The following is a 17062-nucleotide window of genomic DNA, read 5'->3' as shown; positions in this document are numbered from 1 at the left end:
GTCAGATGGCCACGTTCTGGAGCTTCTTGCGACGGCCGTAGATCAGCGTCGCCAGCGCACGCGACACGGTGATCGCAGTGAACATGGAGGCGAAAATACCGATGATCATGGTCAGCGCGAAGCCCTTCAGCGGACCGGTACCGAATGCGAACAGCGCCACGCCGACGATCAGGCCGGTCAGGTTGGCGTCGAGGATGGTGCCCGAGGCACGCTCGTAACCGGTCACGATCGCGGTCTTGCCCGGCACGCCGGCGCGCAGTTCTTCACGGATACGCTCGTTGATCAGCACGTTGGCGTCCACCGACAGGCCCACCGACAACGCCAGGCCGGCGAAGCCCGGCAGGGTCATGGTCGCGCCGAACAGCGACATCACCGCCACCACGATCAGCAGGTTGAACAGCATCGCCGCCGAGGTGATCACACCGAACATGCGGTAGTAGATGCTGAAGAACACCAGGGTGAACAGGAACGCGAACACCACCGCGCGCATGCCGTTCTTGACGTTCTCGGCGCCCAGGCTCGGGCCGACCACGCGCTCTTCGACGAAGTCCATCGGCGCGGCCAGCGAGCCGGACTTCAGCAGCTTGGCCAGGTCCTCGGCTTCCTTCTTCTGCAGGCCGGTGGTCTGGAAGTTCTTGCCGAACACGCCGTTGATGTTGGCCACCGAGATCACTTCCTCGTTGACCTTGAAGCCACGCACTTCCTGGCCGTCGACGACGGTCACGGTCGGCACGCGTTCGGTGTAGACCACCGCCATCGGCTTGTTCACGTTGGCGCTGGTGAAGTCGAACATGCGCTGGCCGCCGACATTGTTCAGCGTCACGCTGACGGCCGGGGAGCCACTGTTCGAATCGGTCACCGCCTGCGCGCCGACCATCTGGTCACCGGTGACGATCACGCGCTTGTTCAGCAGGATCGGGCCGCGGCCATCACGCTGCTGGTAGACCTTCGCTTCCGGCGGGATGCGGCCGGAATTGATGGCGTCCTGCGCATTGCCCTCGACCACCGCGCGGTACTCCAGGGTGGCGGTGGCGCCGATCATGCGCTTGGCTTCGGCGGTGTCCTGCACGCCCGGCAGCTGCACGACCACACGGTCGGCACCCTGGCGCTGGATGATCGGCTCGGCCACGCCGAGCTGGTTCACGCGGTTGCGCAGGGTGTTGATGTTCTGCTCGATGGCGCCGTTGGCGATCTGCGTGATCTCGGTCTCCGGCACGGTGACCGTGATGCGGTTGCCGCTGACGTCATAGCCGAGCGTCGGCTGTGCCTTGACCAGGGCGGCACGGGCACGCTGCGCGGCGTCGTCACCGGCGGACGGGCTCAGGTTGGCCACGATGCTGTTGTCCGCACGGCGCTCCACCGACTGGTAGGCGATGCGGGCGTCACGCAGGGTGCTGCGCACGTCTTCGGTGTAGGCATCCAGGCGCTTGTCGAGGGCGGCCTTCTGGTCGACCTGCAGCACGAAGTGCACGCCACCCTGAAGGTCCAGGCCGAGCACCATCGGGCGACCGCCCAGCCGGGCCAGCCAGTCCGGCACGGTCGAGGCCAGGTTCAGGGCCACCGTGTACTTCTCGCCGACGGTGTCGCGCAGGGCATCGCTGGCCGCAGACTGCGACTTCAGGTCCGGCAGACGGACGATCAGGCTTTCCCCTTCCTTTTCGGCACCGATGGCAGTGACCCCGGCCTTCTTCAGGTCGGCCAGCACACGGTCGCGCAGCGCATCGTCGATCTGCCCGCCACGGTTGGCGGTGATCTGGAGGGCCGGGTCCTTCTGGTAGATGTTGGGCAGCGCGTACAGCGCACTGAGCGCCAGTACGATCAGGATGACGACGTACTTCCAGCGTGGAAATTCGAGCATTGCTTGGGTCCCGCGCGGCGCCATCCCCGGCGCCGCGGTTGTGCTTCGGAAAGGGAGTGGCTTACTTGGCCGAATCCAGGGTGCCGGTCGGCAGCACGCTGCCGACAGCGCCCTTCTGCACGCGGATGCGCACGTTCTCGGCCACTTCGATGGTGATGAAGTTGTCGCCGATGTCGGTGACCTTGCCGGCGATGCCACCGTTGGTCAGCACTTCGTCGCCACGCTTGATCTTCTCCAGCATGGACTTGTGTTCCTTCTGCCGCTTCATCTGCGGGCGGATCATCAGGAAGTACATGATGGCGATCAGGATGATCGGGAACAGCAGCGTGGTCAGGCCCATGCCCTGCGGTTGGCCGCCGGCGGCCTGGGCGTGGGCGGCGGGAATCAGGAAAGCAAGCAGGTTCATCGTTGGTCCTTTGGTTGGGCGGCGCTCCCGTCCCTTCAGGGACGGGGGTGTCGACCGCGGATCTGGGTCAGCCTTGAAGTATGCCACGGCCCCGGGCGTTCGTCCTTGGGCCGTTTGGCAGGGGGCGTTCGGGTTACAGCGGCGGGGCCACCGCCCCGCGTGCCGCGTAGAAGGACTCACGGAAGGCCAGGAAGGTTCCCGCCTCGATCGCCGCGCGGATGTCGGCCATCAGCTTTTCGTAGTAGAACAGGTTGTGCAGGGTGCCCAGCATCGGCGCCAGCATCTCGTTGCAGCGGTCCAGGTGGCGCAGGTAGGAACGGGTGTAGCCGCCGGTGCAGGCCACGCAGCCACAACCCGGCTCGATCGGGTCCATGTCGCGCGCGTACTGGGAGTTGCGGATGCGGACGGTGCCGAACGAGGTGAAATAGTGGCCGTTGCGGGCGTTGCGGGTCGGCATCACGCAATCGAACATGTCCACGCCACGTGCGACACCCTCGACCAGGTCCTCTGGCCGGCCCACGCCCATCAGGTAGCGTGGGCGGTCGCCCGGCAGCTCCGGGTCCAGGTGGTCGAGCATGGCGTTGCGCTCGTGCTCCGGCTCGCCCACGGCCAGGCCGCCGATGGCGTAGCCGTCGAAGCCGATCGCCTGCAGGGCATCGGCCGAGCGGCTGCGCAGGTCGGTATGCACGCCGCCCTGGACGATGCCGAACAGGGCCGCGTCGTTGCCCAGTTCGTCATGCGCGTTGCGGCTGCGCTGCGCCCAGCGCAGGCTCAACTCCATCGAACGGCGGGCAACGTCCTCGGTGGCCGGGTACGGGGTGCATTCGTCGAAGATCATCACGATGTCCGAATCGAGCACCTTCTGGATCTTCATGCTCTCCTCGGGACCGAGGAAGACCCGTGCGCCGTCGGTCGGCGAGGCGAAGGTCACGCCCTGCTCGGTGATCTTGCGGCGGTGCGCCAGCGAGAACACCTGGAAGCCGCCGGAGTCGGTCAGGATCGGGCCATCCCACCGGCAGAAGCCGTGCAGGCCGCCGTGGTCGGCGATGATGTCCAGGCCCGGGCGCAGGTACAGGTGAAAGGTGTTGCCGAGGATGATCTCGGCGCCCAGCGCGCGCACCTGGTCCGGCAGGATGCCCTTGACCGAGCCATAGGTCCCCACCGGCATGAAGGCCGGCGTTTCCACCGTGCCACGCGGGAAGGTCAGGCGGCCACGGCGGGCACGGCCGTCGCGGGTCTGGAGCTGGAACTGCAGTCGGGACATGGAGCGGTCATTGAGGCAAATAGTTGCCTATTGTCTCCCAAGAAGGCGTGCGCACCAAGGTGCGCACCCACAGGGGCCCCTGCCCTCCCGGGGCGCGCTACCCCGCCTGCGGGAACAGCAGCATCGCGTCGCCGTAGCTGAAGAAGCGGTAGCGCTGCTCGATCGCGTGCTGGTAGGCCTCGAACACGCGCTCCTTGCCGGCAAACGCGGAGATCATCATCAGCAGCGTGCTTTCCGGCAGGTGGAAGTTGGTCACCATCGCGTCGACGCTGCGGATGCGGTAGCCGGGGGTGATGAAGATCTGCGTCTCGCCGGCGAACGGCAGCAGCTCGCCATCGCGCATCGCGCTTTCCAGCGCGCGCACCACGGTGGTGCCGACGCCGATCACGCGGCCGCCGGCGGCGTGCGTGCGCCGCACCTGCTGCACCAGTTCGGCACCGACATTCAGCCACTCGCGGTGCATCACGTGGTCCTTCAGGTCTTCGGCACGCACCGGCTGGAAGGTGCCCGCGCCCACGTGCAGGGTGACGTGGCCGAACTCCACGCCCTTTTCCTTCAGTGCGGCCAGCAACGGTTCGTCGAAATGCAGGCCCGCGGTCGGTGCCGCCACCGCGCCCACTTCACGCGCGAACACGGTCTGGTAGCGCTCGCGGTCGTCCACGCCCGGCTCGCGCTGGATGTACGGCGGCAGCGGCAGGCGGCCGGCATGCAGCAGCCACTGCTCCAGCGACTCGGGCACGTGGAACTGCAGCACGTAGAACTCGCCATCGCGGCCCAGCACCTCGGCTTCGCCACCGGCATCCAGCGCGATGCGGCTGCCGGCCTTCGGCGACTTGCTGGCGCCCACCTGGGCACGGGCCTGCTGGCCGCCGAGCAAGCGCTCGATCAGGATCTCCACGCGGCCGCCGCTGGCCTTCTGCCCGAACAGGCGCGCCGGGATCACCCGGGTGTCGTTGAACACCAGCAGGTCGCCCGGCTGCAGCAGCGACGGAAGGTCACGCACCTGCAGGTCGGTGAACGCGGCGGGGGCTTGCGGCACCAGCAGCAGGCGGCTGGCGGAACGCTCGGCCAGGGGCGCCTGCGCGATCAGTTCGGCCGGCAGGTCGTAGTTGAAATCGGACTTCTTCAAGGCAGTGGGCGGCAACAGGTCGACAATGGCGCGCATTGTACGTCCAGCGTCTGCGAGCCGGCGTGCTTCGCGGCGAACGTCGCGCAAAATGCTGCTATGCAGCAGGTTTTTGCGGGGTTATCGCGCAAAAAAACAAGTGCTAGCATCGAGTCGGAAGTCCGCTGCACGAGCCTGCCCCCAAGCGCGCGTTGACGCGCGTTTTGCTTTTGAAGGCCCGTGCGACCCATCGTTTCAGGAGATCTGCAATGAGCTTCATCGAACGCCTCGCCCCCCTGCGCACCCAGCCCGGCACCCGCCTCACCACCGGCCTGGACGACGCCACCCTGACCGCCCTGTCCGTCCGCCACCCGCAGCTGATCGCCGCAGTGGATGCCGCCGCCGAGGAGTTCGCGCGCGTGCAGGCCGACCTGGGGCCGCTGCTGGCGCAGGACGAACAGGCGCAGATCGACGCGATGCAGGACGGCTTCGTCAATTTCTACGCCGATGATGCAGTGACCCCGTACGTGGCGCTGGCCGCGCGTGGCCCCTGGGTGGTCACCCTGAAGGGCGCGGTGCTGTACGACGCCGGCGGCTACGGCATGCTCGGCTTCGGGCATACCCCGGATGCCGTGCTGGATGCGATGGCACGCCCACAGGTGATGGCCAACATCATGACCCCCAGCCTGTCGCAGCAGCGCTTCATCACGGCCCTGCGCGCCGAGATCGGCCACCGCCGTGGCGGCTGCCCGTTCGCGCGCTTCATGTGCCTGAATTCCGGCTCCGAGGCGGTCGGCCTGGCCGCGCGCATCGCCGACGTCAACGCCAAGCTGCAGACCGACCCGGGCGGGCGCCACGCCGGCGCCACGATCAAGCGCGTGGTGGTCAAGGGCAGCTTCCATGGCCGTACCGACCGCCCTGCCCTGTATTCCGATTCCAGCCGCAAGAGCTACATGCAGCACCTGGCCAGCTACCGCGGCGAGGATTCGGTGATCACCGTGGCGCCGTACGACGAGACCGGCCTGCGCAAGGTGTTCGAGGACGCCGCACGCAACCAGTGGTTCATCGAGGCGGTGTTCCTGGAACCGGTAATGGGCGAAGGCGACCCGGGCCGTTCGGTGCCGCCGGCGTTCTATGCCGTGGCCCGTGAGCTGACCCGTGCGCACGGCAGCCTGCTGCTGCTGGACTCGATCCAGGCTGGTCTGCGCGCGCATGGCGTGCTGTCGGTGGTCGATTACCCGGGCTTCGAAGGCCTGGATCCGCCGGACATGGAGACCTACTCCAAGGCGCTCAACGCCGCGCAGTACCCGCTGTCGGTGCTGGCGGTGACCGAGCACGCCGCGCAGCTGTACCGCAAGGGCATCTACGGCAACACCATGACCAGCAACCCACGCGCGCTGGACGTGGCCTGTGCCACCCTGGCGCAGCTGACCCCGCAGGTGCGTGCCAACATCGCCGAACGCGGTGCCGAGGCAGTGCGCAAGCTGGAACAGCTCAAGAGCGAACTGGGCGGCCTGATCACCAAGGTGCAGGGCACCGGCCTGCTGTTCTCCTGCGAGCTGGCCCCGCAGTTCAAGTGCTACGGCGCCAATTCCACCGAGGAATGGCTGCGCCAGCACGGCATCAACGTGATCCACGGCGGCGAGAATTCGCTGCGCTTCACCCCGCACTTCGGCATGGACAGCGATGAGCTGGACCTGCTGGTCGGCATGGTGGGCCGCGCCCTGCGTGAAGGCCCGCGTCGCGAACAGGCGGCTGCCGCGTAAGCCTGCTTGGCGTTTGTAGAGTCGAGCCATGCTCGACTCAGCCTTTGCCGCGATCTGAACGAAGCGCAGCCGAGCGTGGCTCGGCTCTACAGAAGGCCTGTCAAGGCCTCATAATCCACCGACACCCCGTCCCTGACCGCCCTGCGGTTGGCGACGGGGCGTTTTCGTTTCCGGCCAAGAGACAGGAAGATCCATGAAATCGATCTGTGTGTACTGTGGTTCCAACGCTGGCAGCAAGCCGGCCTACACCGAACGCGCCATTGCCCTGGGTGATCGCATCGCCCGTGACGGCCTGCGCCTGGTGTATGGCGGCGGCAACGTCGGCCTGATGGGAACCGTGGCCAATGCCGTGCTCGCCGCCGGCGGGGAGGTGACCGGCGTGATCCCGCGCCAGCTGGCCGACTGGGAAGTGGCCCACCGCGGCCTGACCGAACTGGAGATCGTCGGTTCGATGCATGAGCGCAAGTCGCGCATGTTCGACCTCGCCGATGGCTTCGTCGCCCTGCCCGGCGGCTTCGGCACCATGGAAGAGATCTTCGAGATGCTGACCTGGCGCCAGCTGGGCATCGGCAACAAGCCATGCGCCTTCCTCGACGTGGAAGGCTTCTACGCCCCGCTGATCGGCATGATCGATCGCATGGTGGAAGAGCGCTTCCTGCATCCGGACCAGCGCCAGGACCTGTGGTACGGCTCGGACATCGAGGAAATGCTGGAGTGGATGCAGAACTATCAGCCGGCCCAGGCTTCCAAGTGGATCGACGAGAAGCGTCGCTCCGCCCTGCGCTGAGGCGACCCGGCGCGGTGGCTCAGGCCACCGCGCCGTCCCACGGCGCCGGGCGGCCCAGCAGGTAGCCCTGGCCGTAGTCGCAACCAAGTTCGCGCAGCGTCTGCCGCTGCGCTTCGGTCTCGATGCCTTCGCCGATGGTTTCGATGCCCAAGGTGCGGGCCAGTGACAGCACGCCCTCGACCAGCGCGCGCGTGCTCTGCACTTCCGGCCCATGCAGGCCGGCGATGAAGCTCTGGTCGATCTTCAACGTGCTGATCGGGAAGCGGTGCAGGTAGGACAGCGCCGAGAAGCCGGTACCGAAATCGTCCAGCTGCACCTGGATGCCACGCTCGCGCAGGCCCTGCAGGATGCGCAGCGTGTGCGGGCCATCATCCAGCAGCGCCACCTCGGTAATCTCCAGGCGCAGCCGGCGCGGGTCGGCACCGCATGCATCGAGCAGGCCGAACAGGCGGCCACTGAACTCGGCCGAGCGGAAATGGCGTGGCGATACGTTCACCGAGACATAGCCGTGGCCGCCTTCGGCCAGTCCCGCGATGACCTGTTCGTAGATCAGCCAGTCGACCTGCTCGATCAGGCCGCTTTCCTCGCCCAGCTCCAGGAACGCCCCGGGCAGCAACAGGCCACGACGCTCGTGGCGCCAGCGCAGCAAGGCCTCGTGCCCCACCACTTCGCCATCGGACAGGCGCACGATCGGCTGGTAGAACGGCACGAAGTCGCGGTTGTTGATCGCACGTCGCAGATCCGCTTCCAGGTCCAGGCTGCGCATCGCTTCTTCGCGCATGTCTTCGTCGAAGATCGCGCAGCGGTCATGACCCTGCGCCTTGGCCCGGTACATCGCCGCGTCTGCGTCGCGCAGCAGTTCTTCACCGGTCCGGTAGCGCGGGTTCCACAAGGCGATGCCCAGGCTGCCGGACGGGAACAGTTCGCGCCCGGCGATCCACATCGATTCCTGCAGTGCCAGCAACAGCCGCTGGCCGAACTCCAGCGCCTGTGCCAGCCCCTGCGGACACTGCAGCAGCACCGCGAACTCATCGCCGCCCAGCCGCGCCACCACGTCATCGGTGCCGGCCATCGATACGATGCGCTTGGCCACCTCCACCAGCATGCGATCGCCGGCAGCGTGGCCGATGCTGTCATTGACCAGCTTGAAGCGGTCCAGGTCGAGGAACAGCACGGCAAACACCGGCCCACCCTCGCGCTTGGCCAGCGCCAGCGCATCCTGCAGGCGATCGAGCAGGTGCAGGCGGTTGGGCAGGCCGGTCAGCGCATCGTGCATGGCCTGATGGGTCAGGCGCTGCTCGGCACGCAGGCGCTCGCCGATCTGCCCGAGCAGCTTCTCGTTGACCTCGGCCAGCTCGCGGGTACGTTCCTCCACGCGCTTTTCCAGCTCGGCATGCGCCGAACGCAGCTGCTGCTGGTCGCGCTGGCGCGCCAGCCCGGTTCCGATGTTCTGTGCAACGAAGGTCAACAAGCGCTGATCGTGCACGCTGAACGTGCTGTTCTCGCTGTAGCTCTGCACCACGATCGCGCCGACCACCTCGTCATCGCGAAGCAGCGGCACACCCAGCCAGCAATGCGAACGTGCGCCCGATTCGCGCACTTCACCGCTGGCCAGCAGTGCGTCGATCTGCTGCCGCGAAGCCAGCAACGGACGCCGGTTGCGCACTACGTACTCGGTCAGGCCGCGGCTGAACGGGCGTGGCGCACGGCTGGCGTTGTGCTCGTCCACCGAGTAGACGAAGTCCAGGCCGCTGCCGGCCCCGTTCACCAGCGCGATGTAGAAATTGCGCGCGTCAAGCAGGCGCCCGACCACGCCATGCACCTGCCCGTAGAACTGGGCCAGGCTGTCGGCCGACATCGCCATCTCGGCGATGTTGTACAGCGCGGTCTGCAGCTGCTCTGCGCGGCGGCGCTCGGCCACTTCATCCTGCAGGCTGTGGTTGGCACGCTGCAGCTCCAGCGTGCGCCGCTCCACCTGCTGTTCCAGCCGGACCTGCGCCTGGCGCCGGTCCATCGCGGTCTGCACGTGCTGCGCGACAAAACCCAGCAGCGCCCGCTCGGCCTCGCCATAACGGGCCGCCAGCTCATAGCTCTGCACCACGATGGCGCCGCATACCCGGCCATCGCGCAGCATCGGCACGCCCAGCCAGTCCAGGCTCTCCGGTCCACGCTGCGGGTCGTGCTCCTGCTCGACCACGCGCGCCAGCAACTCGCGCGAGGGGCCGCTGAGCGGCTTGCCGTGGCGCAGCAACGCCACGGTCAGGCTGCGCGGCATCTCGTCGGCGTCATGGCTCTGCGACGGATCGGCGACGAAGTCATCGACCTGGTCGGCGAAGTACAGGAAGCGGATCTGGTCGCGGACATCGTCGTACTCGACGATGTAGCAGTTTTCCGCGTACATCAGCGTGCCAAGCACGCCGTGCACGTGACGCAGCATCTCCGACATCTCCAGGTCGGCGCCAGCCAGATCGGCGATCTGGAACAGCGCCTGCTGCAGCCGTTCAGCTTCTTCCAGCGCCTTGATCTGCCCGGCCTGGCGACCGCGCTGCAGCGCCAGCTCCATGGCCTGCCGGGCCAGCCCCCACCACGCCGCTGAAGGCACGGCACCTTCGACCGACAACTGCAGGCGGGCACCGTCATATTCCCAGCCATGGCAACCGTTGCCCACGCCGGGCACCGTCAACGCGTCGGCCGCCGCGACAGCCGGCCAGCCGCCCTGTCCGCGGCCCAGCTGCGGGTCATCCCAGCCAACGCGGACCACGGCCGAGTCCGGCAGCAGCGCATGCAATGCGCGCACCAGCGCCGTGCTCAGCACGGCCTCGTGTGGTGGCTCTTCCGCCGGTTCAACGTGCGTGGACAAATGACAATCTCTCGGCGCCGTCTGTGCGTCGCCTCCCCTGAGCCGCCGAGCATAGCGCGCCACCCGGGGGGCAATGGAAGCCCGTAAACCCCGAATCGTGCGCCCGTACGTTTTTCCTCCTGCCCGTAGCCGCTTCCACGCCATGAACCTCGCCCTGCCCGCCCCCGTCACCGGCTATGCGCCACCGCCTGCAGGCCTTACCCTGTACGCCGTGGAAGCCAGCGCACTGCCAACCGATGAAGCCTTGATGCTGGCCTGGGCCGGTGGCGACCTGCGCGCGTTCGAAAGCCTGTATGCACGCCATCGCAAGCGCCTGTTCGGCTTCCTGCTGCGGCAACTGCGCGACAACGCGTTGGCCGAGGAGATCTTCCAGGATGTCTGGCAGCGGGTGATCAGCGCGCGCGCGGGCTGGCAGCCTGACGCTGCATTCAGCACCTGGCTGTTCCGCATCGCCCACAACCGCCTGAACGACCACTGGCGGGCCGCTCGCCATCGCCCTGCCGCACCGGCCGACGCCGACCTGCGCCTGGCCGCGATCGAGGACGGGCAGACCCCGGAAGCCGAGCTTTCCGAATTCGAACAACGTCGCCGCATCCAGCTGGCGATGGAGCAACTGCCGCCCGAGCAGCGCGAAGTGCTGCAGCTGCGGCTGGATCAGGAACTGAGCCTGGAGGAGATCGGCCAGATCACCGGCGTAGGCCGGGAAACCGTGAAATCGCGGCTGCGCTATGCGATGGACAAGCTGCGTGCGGGATTGAACGCATGAACCGAGACGAACCGCTGACGCCGGAAGAACGCGAGCTGGCCCGGCTGCTCGGCCGTCGCGCCGAGCAGGCTCCGCCCGCCGCACTGGACGCTGCCATCCTGGCCGCGGCCCGCGCTGCCGTGGACGCGCCGGCGGCCGATGCTGCTGTCTCCGCCGAGGGGCCGCGCAGGCAGCGCACACGTCCGCGTTGGCCGGCGGTGTTCGGCATCGCCGCCTCGATGGTGTTCGCCATCGGCATCGCCTGGCAGCTGCGCCCGGAACCGCCGCCGGTTCCGGCAGGCGAGGCCGCTGTTGCTGCGGCACCCGCTGCGGCAGACGTCGCGGCCGCCGATCAGGCCGCTGGGAGCAGTCCAGCCGACAGCGCGGCTGCGGCATCGGAAACGGCCACCGAACCTGCAGCACCCGAGGCGGCCCCTGTTGCTACTCCCCCGGCGCCGCCCGTCGCGCGGGTAGCCAAGCCTGCGCCGACCGAGACTGCTGAAGCTCCGGCCCAGGCTGCACGATCGATGGCGGCGGATGCGGCCGCCGATACGTCCTTTGCGGCGCTCCCGCCTGCTCCGGCCGCCGCACCGGCAGCGGCACCGCCCGCGCCTCCCGCACCGGCTGCCTATTCGGCACCTGCACCGGCATTGGCGCCGGCCCCGGCAGGGGCGCTGAAAGCACGCACCGCCGAGGCGCCAATGGCCAACGCTGCCGATGCGGAACGGGCGCAGGCACTGGATCGGGTAGAGATCACCTCGATGAAGCGGCAGGCCCCGAGCCGCTCCGCGCCCGGCGTCATGCGCCGCGGCGCCGACGCGCGGCTCAGTGCGGATGCCGTGCAGGCCGAGGTGGACGCCGATGCACAGCTGCCGCGACGGCAGTGGCTGCAGAAGATCCGCGCGCGCCGCGATGACGGCCAGCGCGACCTGGCCCGCGCCAGCCTGGAGCGCTATGTGCAGCAGTATCCGGAAGCACGCCTGCCGCGCGACCTGCGCCCGCTGCTGGACGACTGAAGCGGGCAGTGACCTCCGGCGACCCCGTAGAATGGCGGGAATGCCCGATACCCTCGCCCAGCCGGTAAGCCACACGCTGGAAGTCAAACACAGCCGCTTCATTGCCCATGCCGCGCCGATCGATGGCGCCGCGGCAGCATTGGCGTTCCTGCAACAGGTGGCCGTAGCCGACGCAACCCACAACTGCTGGGCCTACCGGCACGGCCAGGACTACCGCTCCAGTGACGATGGCGAGCCCGCCGGCACCGCTGGGCGGCCGATCCTGGCTGCGATCGACGGCCAGGGCTTCGACCGGGTGATGGTGGTCGTGACGCGCTGGTTCGGCGGTATCAAGCTGGGCGCCGGTGGACTGGTGCGCGCCTACGGTGGCGCCGCCGCCGAATGCCTGCGTACCGCCCCGCGCTTGCCGCTGGTGGCGATGGCCCGGCTGCAGCTGTTGGCCGGCTTCGAGGATCTGGGCACCCTGCATGCCACCCTTCCCAGCTTCGGCGCTGTGAAGCGCGATGAACAGTTCGATGCCAACGGCGTGTGCCTGCGGGTCGAATTGCCGGCCGATCAGGTCGATGCATTGAAAATCCGCCTGCGCGACGCCACCCGTGACCGTATCCGCATACAAGACGACGACCAGGATGACTGACAAGGACGACGCCCCCGCCTCGGCCCCACCGCTGCGCCGCCTCGGCAGCCTGCGGACGCTGTGGCCGTTCGTGCGCCGCCACAGCGGGCTGTTCACCGCCTGGCTGCTGGCGCTGGCGGTCTCTTCGGCCGCCACGCTGAGCCTGCCCCCCGCCGTAAAGCAGATGATCGACCACGGCTTCACCAGCGGTGGCCAGATCAACCGTGCCTTCGCCCTGCTGATGCTGGTGGCGGTGGTGCTGGCACTGGCAACGGCCGCACGGTTCTTCTTCGTGTCGCTGCTTGGCGAAAAAGTCGTGGCCGACCTGCGCAGCCGCCTGTACGCACACCTGATCCAGCTCGGTGCCGGTTTCCATGACCGCAGCCGCAGCGGCGAACTGGTCTCGCGCCTGACCGCTGACAGCGAACTGCTGCGCAGCGTGGTCGGCTCGACCATGTCGGTCGCCCTGCGCAGCAGCGTCACCGTGGTCGGCAGCCTGGCCATGCTGTTCGTCACCAGCCCCAGGCTGGCGGCATGGTCGCTGCTCGGCATCCCACTGGCGGTACTGCCGATCATCATCGGCGCGCGCAAGCTGCGCACGGTTGCACGCAGCAGCCAGGACCGCATCGCCGATGCCAACAGCCTGGCCAGCGAGACGCTGGGCGCCGTGCGCACGGTGCAGGCACATGCACGTGAGCCTTACGAGCGCGGACGCTTCGACAAGGCACTGGGCGATGCCATCGGCGCCGCGCGCCGACGCATCGGTGCGCAGTCGCTGGTCACCGCCAGCGCCATCCTGCTGGTGTTCGGCGCCATCGTTGGCGTGCTGTGGCTGGGCGCGCACGATGTCATCGACGGGCGCCTCAGTGCCGGCACGCTGGGGCAGTTCGTGCTGTACGCGCTGATCGGCGGCGGCTCGGTGGGCGCGCTGGCCGAAGTGTGGAACGAACTGCAGCGTGCAGCCGGTGGCATGGGCCGCATTGGCGAACTGCTGCAGGAAGACATCGAGATCCGTGCGCCGGCGCAGCCGCACGTTCTGCCGCAACCATTGCGCGGCGAAATCCAGTTCGACGACGTGGTGTTCCACTATCCGCAACGTCCGGACCAGGCCGCGCTGGACCACTTCAACCTGCATGTCCGCCCGGGCGAGACGGTGGCCCTGGTCGGCCCGTCGGGCGCGGGCAAGAGCACGGTGCTGTCGATGCTGCTGCGCTTCCACGATCCGGCCAGCGGCCGCATCTGCGTGGATGGCATCGACGTACGCCAGGTCGATCCGGCCGAGCTGCGCGCGCAGCTGGCGCTGGTGCCGCAGCAGCCGACGCTGTTCGCGGCCAGTGCGCGCGACAACATCCGCTATGGCCGCCTGCAGGCCAGTGACGCCGAGGTCGAAGCTGCCGCGCGTGCGGCCGAGGCCGATGGCTTCCTGCGCGCGTTGCCGCAGGGCTACGACAGTGAGCTGGGCGAACGCGGTGCGCGCCTGTCCGGTGGCCAGCAGCAGCGCGTGGCGATTGCCCGCGCACTGCTGAAGGACGCGCCGATCCTGCTGCTCGATGAAGCCACCAGCGCGCTGGACGCACAGAGCGAGCACAGCGTGCAGCAGGCGCTGGAGCGGCTGATGGCCGGTCGCACCACGCTGGTCATCGCCCACCGCCTGGCCACCGTGCTCAAGGCCGACCGCATCGTGGTGATGGACCAGGGCCGCATCGTGGCCGAAGGTACCCATGCCCAGCTTCTGGCCGAAGGCGGACTGTACGCTGAACTGGCACGACTGCAGTTCATCGATTGATGACGGCCGGCTAACATCGGCCGGACCAAGCTGGCCTCGCATCAGCAGCATCCGCTGAAGGAGGTACGCGATGTCGTTCCGTCAGTTCCCTGCAGTCGACAGCAATGGCGAAAGCCACATCATCATCGAGTTCAAGCCCGAGGCGAATGGCAGCGGGCATCACTCTGAATCCACGCCGCGTTACGAGCTGGATGACGGGCGTCATCTGGTTCGCAATGGCCGCGAATTCACCACCAGCGGCGGCGAACTGCGGTTGATGATCTAGCGCTGCCCACCTTGGTGGTCACTGGCCGTGTCGCCCTGCTCTGGTAGGTGTCGACCTCGGTCGACACGCTCTTTGCCAAGGGCAGTCGAGCACGGCTCGACTCCACAAGAAGGCGTGATCAATTTTTCACCAAGCATCTTGACAGCCTTGCCTGACAAGGGCTGCGCAGGGTTATCCACACGTTTGCTCAGAAACCATCCACACCGCCTGTGGATGAATTCAGCCCAGCACCCGTCCGATGCCGCTGGCGTCCACGTCGGCCGCCGCCCGACGGATCGCCGTCGGATCACTGCCGGCCACGAATCCGATGCGGAAATGCACCTCGCCCCCGGGCGTGCGTGAGGAATGGATCGAGGCCAGGCTGATGCGGTGCTGCTCGAACACGTTCAACAGCTCGCGCAGCGAGCCAGGCCGGTCCTCCGGCAGGTGCACCGACAGCGCGTTGCGCTCGGTCAGATCGGCCAGCAGATACCCCACGCGTTCGAACGTGTAGTTGCCATCCGCCAGGGCCTGCTCGCCGAAGGCACTGCGATTGGCTGACAGCAGCTGCTCACGGAATGCAGCCCGTGCGCCGTCGTCGCCCTGTCCGACCTGCACCTGCAGGGCCTGCAGCTGCCCCACCAGCCGCTCCAGCATCGGCGCCACGTACGGGTTGCCGAACTGGATGTCTTCGTAGATCGCCGGATTCAGCGACAGGATGCGCGAGATGATCGCCGTATCCAGCTCGAACGACGCCGAACGGTACGGCATCATCGCGGCCAGATCGCCCAGCTGCGGCTGGTACTGGCGCAGCACGCCTGCCTGCGCCAGGTGGGTGGCATGCACCATCGCCTGCACCAGCGCCATCATCTGGTCGTGGTGCTGCGGCGTCGCGCGCACGCACTCGGCCTGCAGCGCGGTGCACAGCGTATCGACCCATGCCCGCCAGTGCTGCAGCCGCGCTTCGCAGACCACCATCACCCGCCCCTTCAGGGTCGGCGCCTTGGGTGGCGCGGTCATCGGGTGCAGTCCGACCACTTCGGCCTGCGAGGCCAGCATCGCCTGCACCGGTGCCTCCTTTACCGAGGTCACATCCAGCCACAGCCTGCCCTGCTCGCGGCCCGCCGATTGCCGCACGTACTCGGCGATCAACGCCGGCGTGTGCCGGATCGGTGCCGAGAACACCAGTACATCGGCCTGCGCCAGCAGGTGTTCCGGCGTGTGCGAGTCCGGGTCGGCCGGGTCATGGCCGATCACCTGCAGCTGCAGGTGCTGCTGGAAGAAGCGGCACAGCCAGCGCCCATAGGCACCAGCGCTGCCGACGATGCCGACCGTGCGCGGCGTGCGTGGATCCAGGCCGCTCATGCCACGCGTTCAGCGCGGAAGCGCGTTCCTTCGGCCAGCGCCGCCGGCGCGGCAGCGATCACGTCAAACTCCTCGAAGCCGTTGTCCAGGGTCGCCTCCAGCGCCGCATGGGTGCCGGCAATCGCGCGCGAAATCGCCTGCTGCATCGACTCACCGCGCAGCAGGAACGACACCACCAGCGACATCAGCACGTCACCGGTACCGGCCACGTCCACCGGCAGCAGCGGTGAGGTCCAGCGCCAGGTTTCCTCGCGCCCGACCGCCAGGGTGACCAGCTCACCCGGGTTGCCGCCTACGCTGTGCGCGATCACCCAGTGCGGGCCACGATCCAGCAGCGTGCGCGCGGCGGCGATGGCATCGGCCTCGGCCAGTGCCGGCATGCCGGTCAGGCGATTCAGTTCGAAGGCATTGGGCGTCACCAGCCAGGCGTGCGGCAGCAGGCGCTCGGCGAAGATCGCTTCCAGGCCCGGTTCCACGTAGGGTCCGGTATGGGTATCACCGATCACCGGGTCCAGGCAGTAACGCAGCTGTGGGCAGGCCGGCAGGATGTTGTCCAGCCAGTCGGCGAAGGCCGCACCGTTGGCGGTGCTGCCGAAGTAACCGGACACCAGCATCTTCGCCCGCTGCGGCAGGCCACGCTCGTGGGTACCCAGCAGCAGGTCGGCAAACCAGTCGGCGGGCAGCACGCGGCCCCGCGTAGTGTCGTAGAACGGCGCATTGCTCAGCAGCACGGTCGGGATTTCGGCGACGCGCACGCCCAGTGCGCGCATCGGCGGGACGGCGGCACTGTTGCCGGCGTGGCCGTACACAAGTTGCGACTGGACCGAGATGACATCGATCGGCGACGGCCCATCCGGCCGCTGGCGGCGGCCGTGGACCAGGTGGTTATCAAGGGATTCGCTCATGGCCGCATTCTACGCCCAAGGGAGTTTTCGGCAGGGCTTGCAGCCCTGCACCTGCCGAAGGCGAAGCCGAAGCAATATCAAGAGCCGCATTCCGTGGGATGGCGGGGCGGTGTGGGTGCCGACCGTTGGTCGGCACATCTGTGGGATACCGAAATAAATCGGGGTCAGATCCGTTTTCCTTCGGAAAACGGATCTGACCCCAAGAGCTGTTCCGACAGATCACGGAAAACTGTCGAAGGCGGGGTGGGTCCGGTTGAGGGGGGGTGCGCGGCCAGGGTTGCGCGGCCCAACCCCCCCGGGTTGGGTTTAGGCGTGCCCAGCAAACCAACCCACCCCCCC

The 17062-nt window shown here is 67.9% G+C and carries 14 protein-coding genes; 7 read left to right on the top strand and 7 right to left on the bottom strand.

What is annotated here, in order from left to right:
- Nucleotide 1: 1 nt before the first annotated feature.
- The 4 genes from secD to queA all read right to left on the bottom strand — a co-directional run bounded on the left by secD (nucleotide 2) and on the right by queA (nucleotide 4693).
- Nucleotides 2-1858, bottom strand: a complete 1857-nt coding sequence (gene secD / locus AC5JLE_RS05720) for a protein translocase subunit SecD (RefSeq protein WP_075077178.1) — start codon at nucleotides 1856-1858, stop codon at nucleotides 2-4.
- Nucleotides 1859-1919: 61 nt separating this feature from the next.
- Nucleotides 1920-2264 (bottom strand): preprotein translocase subunit YajC, encoded by a 345-nt coding sequence (gene yajC / locus AC5JLE_RS05715; protein ID WP_014036867.1) that lies wholly within the window; start codon nucleotides 2262-2264, stop codon nucleotides 1920-1922.
- Between the two features lie 133 nt (nucleotides 2265-2397).
- Nucleotides 2398-3528, bottom strand: coding sequence for a tRNA guanosine(34) transglycosylase Tgt (gene tgt / locus AC5JLE_RS05710; protein ID WP_014646826.1), 1131 nt, complete (start codon nucleotides 3526-3528; stop codon nucleotides 2398-2400).
- 97 nt (nucleotides 3529-3625) lie between these two features.
- Entirely contained in the window at nucleotides 3626-4693 is a 1068-nt protein-coding gene (gene queA, locus AC5JLE_RS05705; RefSeq protein ID WP_496065102.1) for a tRNA preQ1(34) S-adenosylmethionine ribosyltransferase-isomerase QueA, read from the bottom strand.
- A gap of 209 nt (nucleotides 4694-4902) precedes the next feature.
- Here queA and AC5JLE_RS05700 point away from each other — a divergent pair, with 209 nt between their 5' ends.
- Together AC5JLE_RS05700 and AC5JLE_RS05695 are read left to right on the top strand one after the other, a co-directional pair.
- A complete protein-coding gene (locus AC5JLE_RS05700) occupies nucleotides 4903-6399 on the top strand; it encodes an aminotransferase class III-fold pyridoxal phosphate-dependent enzyme (protein ID WP_496065101.1) in 1497 nt (498 codons plus the stop codon).
- Nucleotides 6400-6592: 193 nt separating this feature from the next.
- Complete coding sequence (locus AC5JLE_RS05695) at nucleotides 6593-7186, top strand: LOG family protein (protein WP_014036864.1); 594 nt, start codon at nucleotides 6593-6595, stop codon at nucleotides 7184-7186.
- A gap of 19 nt (nucleotides 7187-7205) precedes the next feature.
- Here AC5JLE_RS05695 and AC5JLE_RS05690 read toward each other — a convergent pair whose 3' ends face one another.
- Nucleotides 7206-10046 (bottom strand): bifunctional diguanylate cyclase/phosphodiesterase, encoded by a 2841-nt coding sequence (locus tag AC5JLE_RS05690; protein WP_069117163.1) that lies wholly within the window; start codon nucleotides 10044-10046, stop codon nucleotides 7206-7208.
- A 247-nt stretch (nucleotides 10047-10293) separates the two neighbouring features.
- Between AC5JLE_RS05690 and AC5JLE_RS05685 the strand changes: the two genes are divergently transcribed.
- The 5 genes from AC5JLE_RS05685 (at nucleotide 10294) to AC5JLE_RS05665 (ending at nucleotide 14474) form a co-directional block, all read left to right on the top strand.
- The gene (locus tag AC5JLE_RS05685) at nucleotides 10294-10812 is read left to right on the top strand and encodes an RNA polymerase sigma factor (RefSeq protein WP_229653773.1); all 519 of its coding nucleotides are present in this window, start codon (nucleotides 10294-10296) and stop codon (nucleotides 10810-10812) included.
- Nucleotides 10809-11807, top strand: coding sequence for a hypothetical protein (locus AC5JLE_RS05680; RefSeq protein ID WP_496065100.1), 999 nt, complete (start codon nucleotides 10809-10811; stop codon nucleotides 11805-11807). Before AC5JLE_RS05685 ends, AC5JLE_RS05680 begins: the two co-directional genes overlap by 4 nt.
- 40 nt (nucleotides 11808-11847) lie before the next feature.
- Complete coding sequence (locus AC5JLE_RS05675) at nucleotides 11848-12444, top strand: IMPACT family protein (RefSeq protein ID WP_032960562.1); 597 nt, start codon at nucleotides 11848-11850, stop codon at nucleotides 12442-12444.
- Nucleotides 12437-14209, top strand: a complete 1773-nt coding sequence (locus tag AC5JLE_RS05670) for an ABC transporter transmembrane domain-containing protein (protein WP_032960563.1) — start codon at nucleotides 12437-12439, stop codon at nucleotides 14207-14209. The genes AC5JLE_RS05675 and AC5JLE_RS05670 overlap by 8 nt, the downstream gene beginning before the upstream one ends.
- A gap of 70 nt (nucleotides 14210-14279) precedes the next feature.
- Entirely contained in the window at nucleotides 14280-14474 is a 195-nt protein-coding gene (locus AC5JLE_RS05665; protein WP_014646818.1) for a hypothetical protein, read from the top strand.
- 219 nt (nucleotides 14475-14693) lie between these two features.
- Here the strand turns inward: AC5JLE_RS05665 and AC5JLE_RS05660 are convergent, their stop codons facing one another.
- A complete protein-coding gene (locus AC5JLE_RS05660; RefSeq protein ID WP_100449882.1) occupies nucleotides 14694-15818 on the bottom strand; it encodes a prephenate dehydrogenase in 1125 nt (374 codons plus the stop codon).
- Complete coding sequence (pdxY, locus tag AC5JLE_RS05655) at nucleotides 15815-16723, bottom strand: pyridoxal kinase (protein WP_043035460.1); 909 nt, start codon at nucleotides 16721-16723, stop codon at nucleotides 15815-15817. Before pdxY ends, AC5JLE_RS05660 begins: the two co-directional genes overlap by 4 nt.
- Nucleotides 16724-17062: the final 339 nt, after the last annotated feature.

The sequence above is a fragment of the Stenotrophomonas sp. genome (genome assembly GCF_059505245.1).
This window is presented reverse-complemented; position numbering and strand designations above follow the sequence as displayed.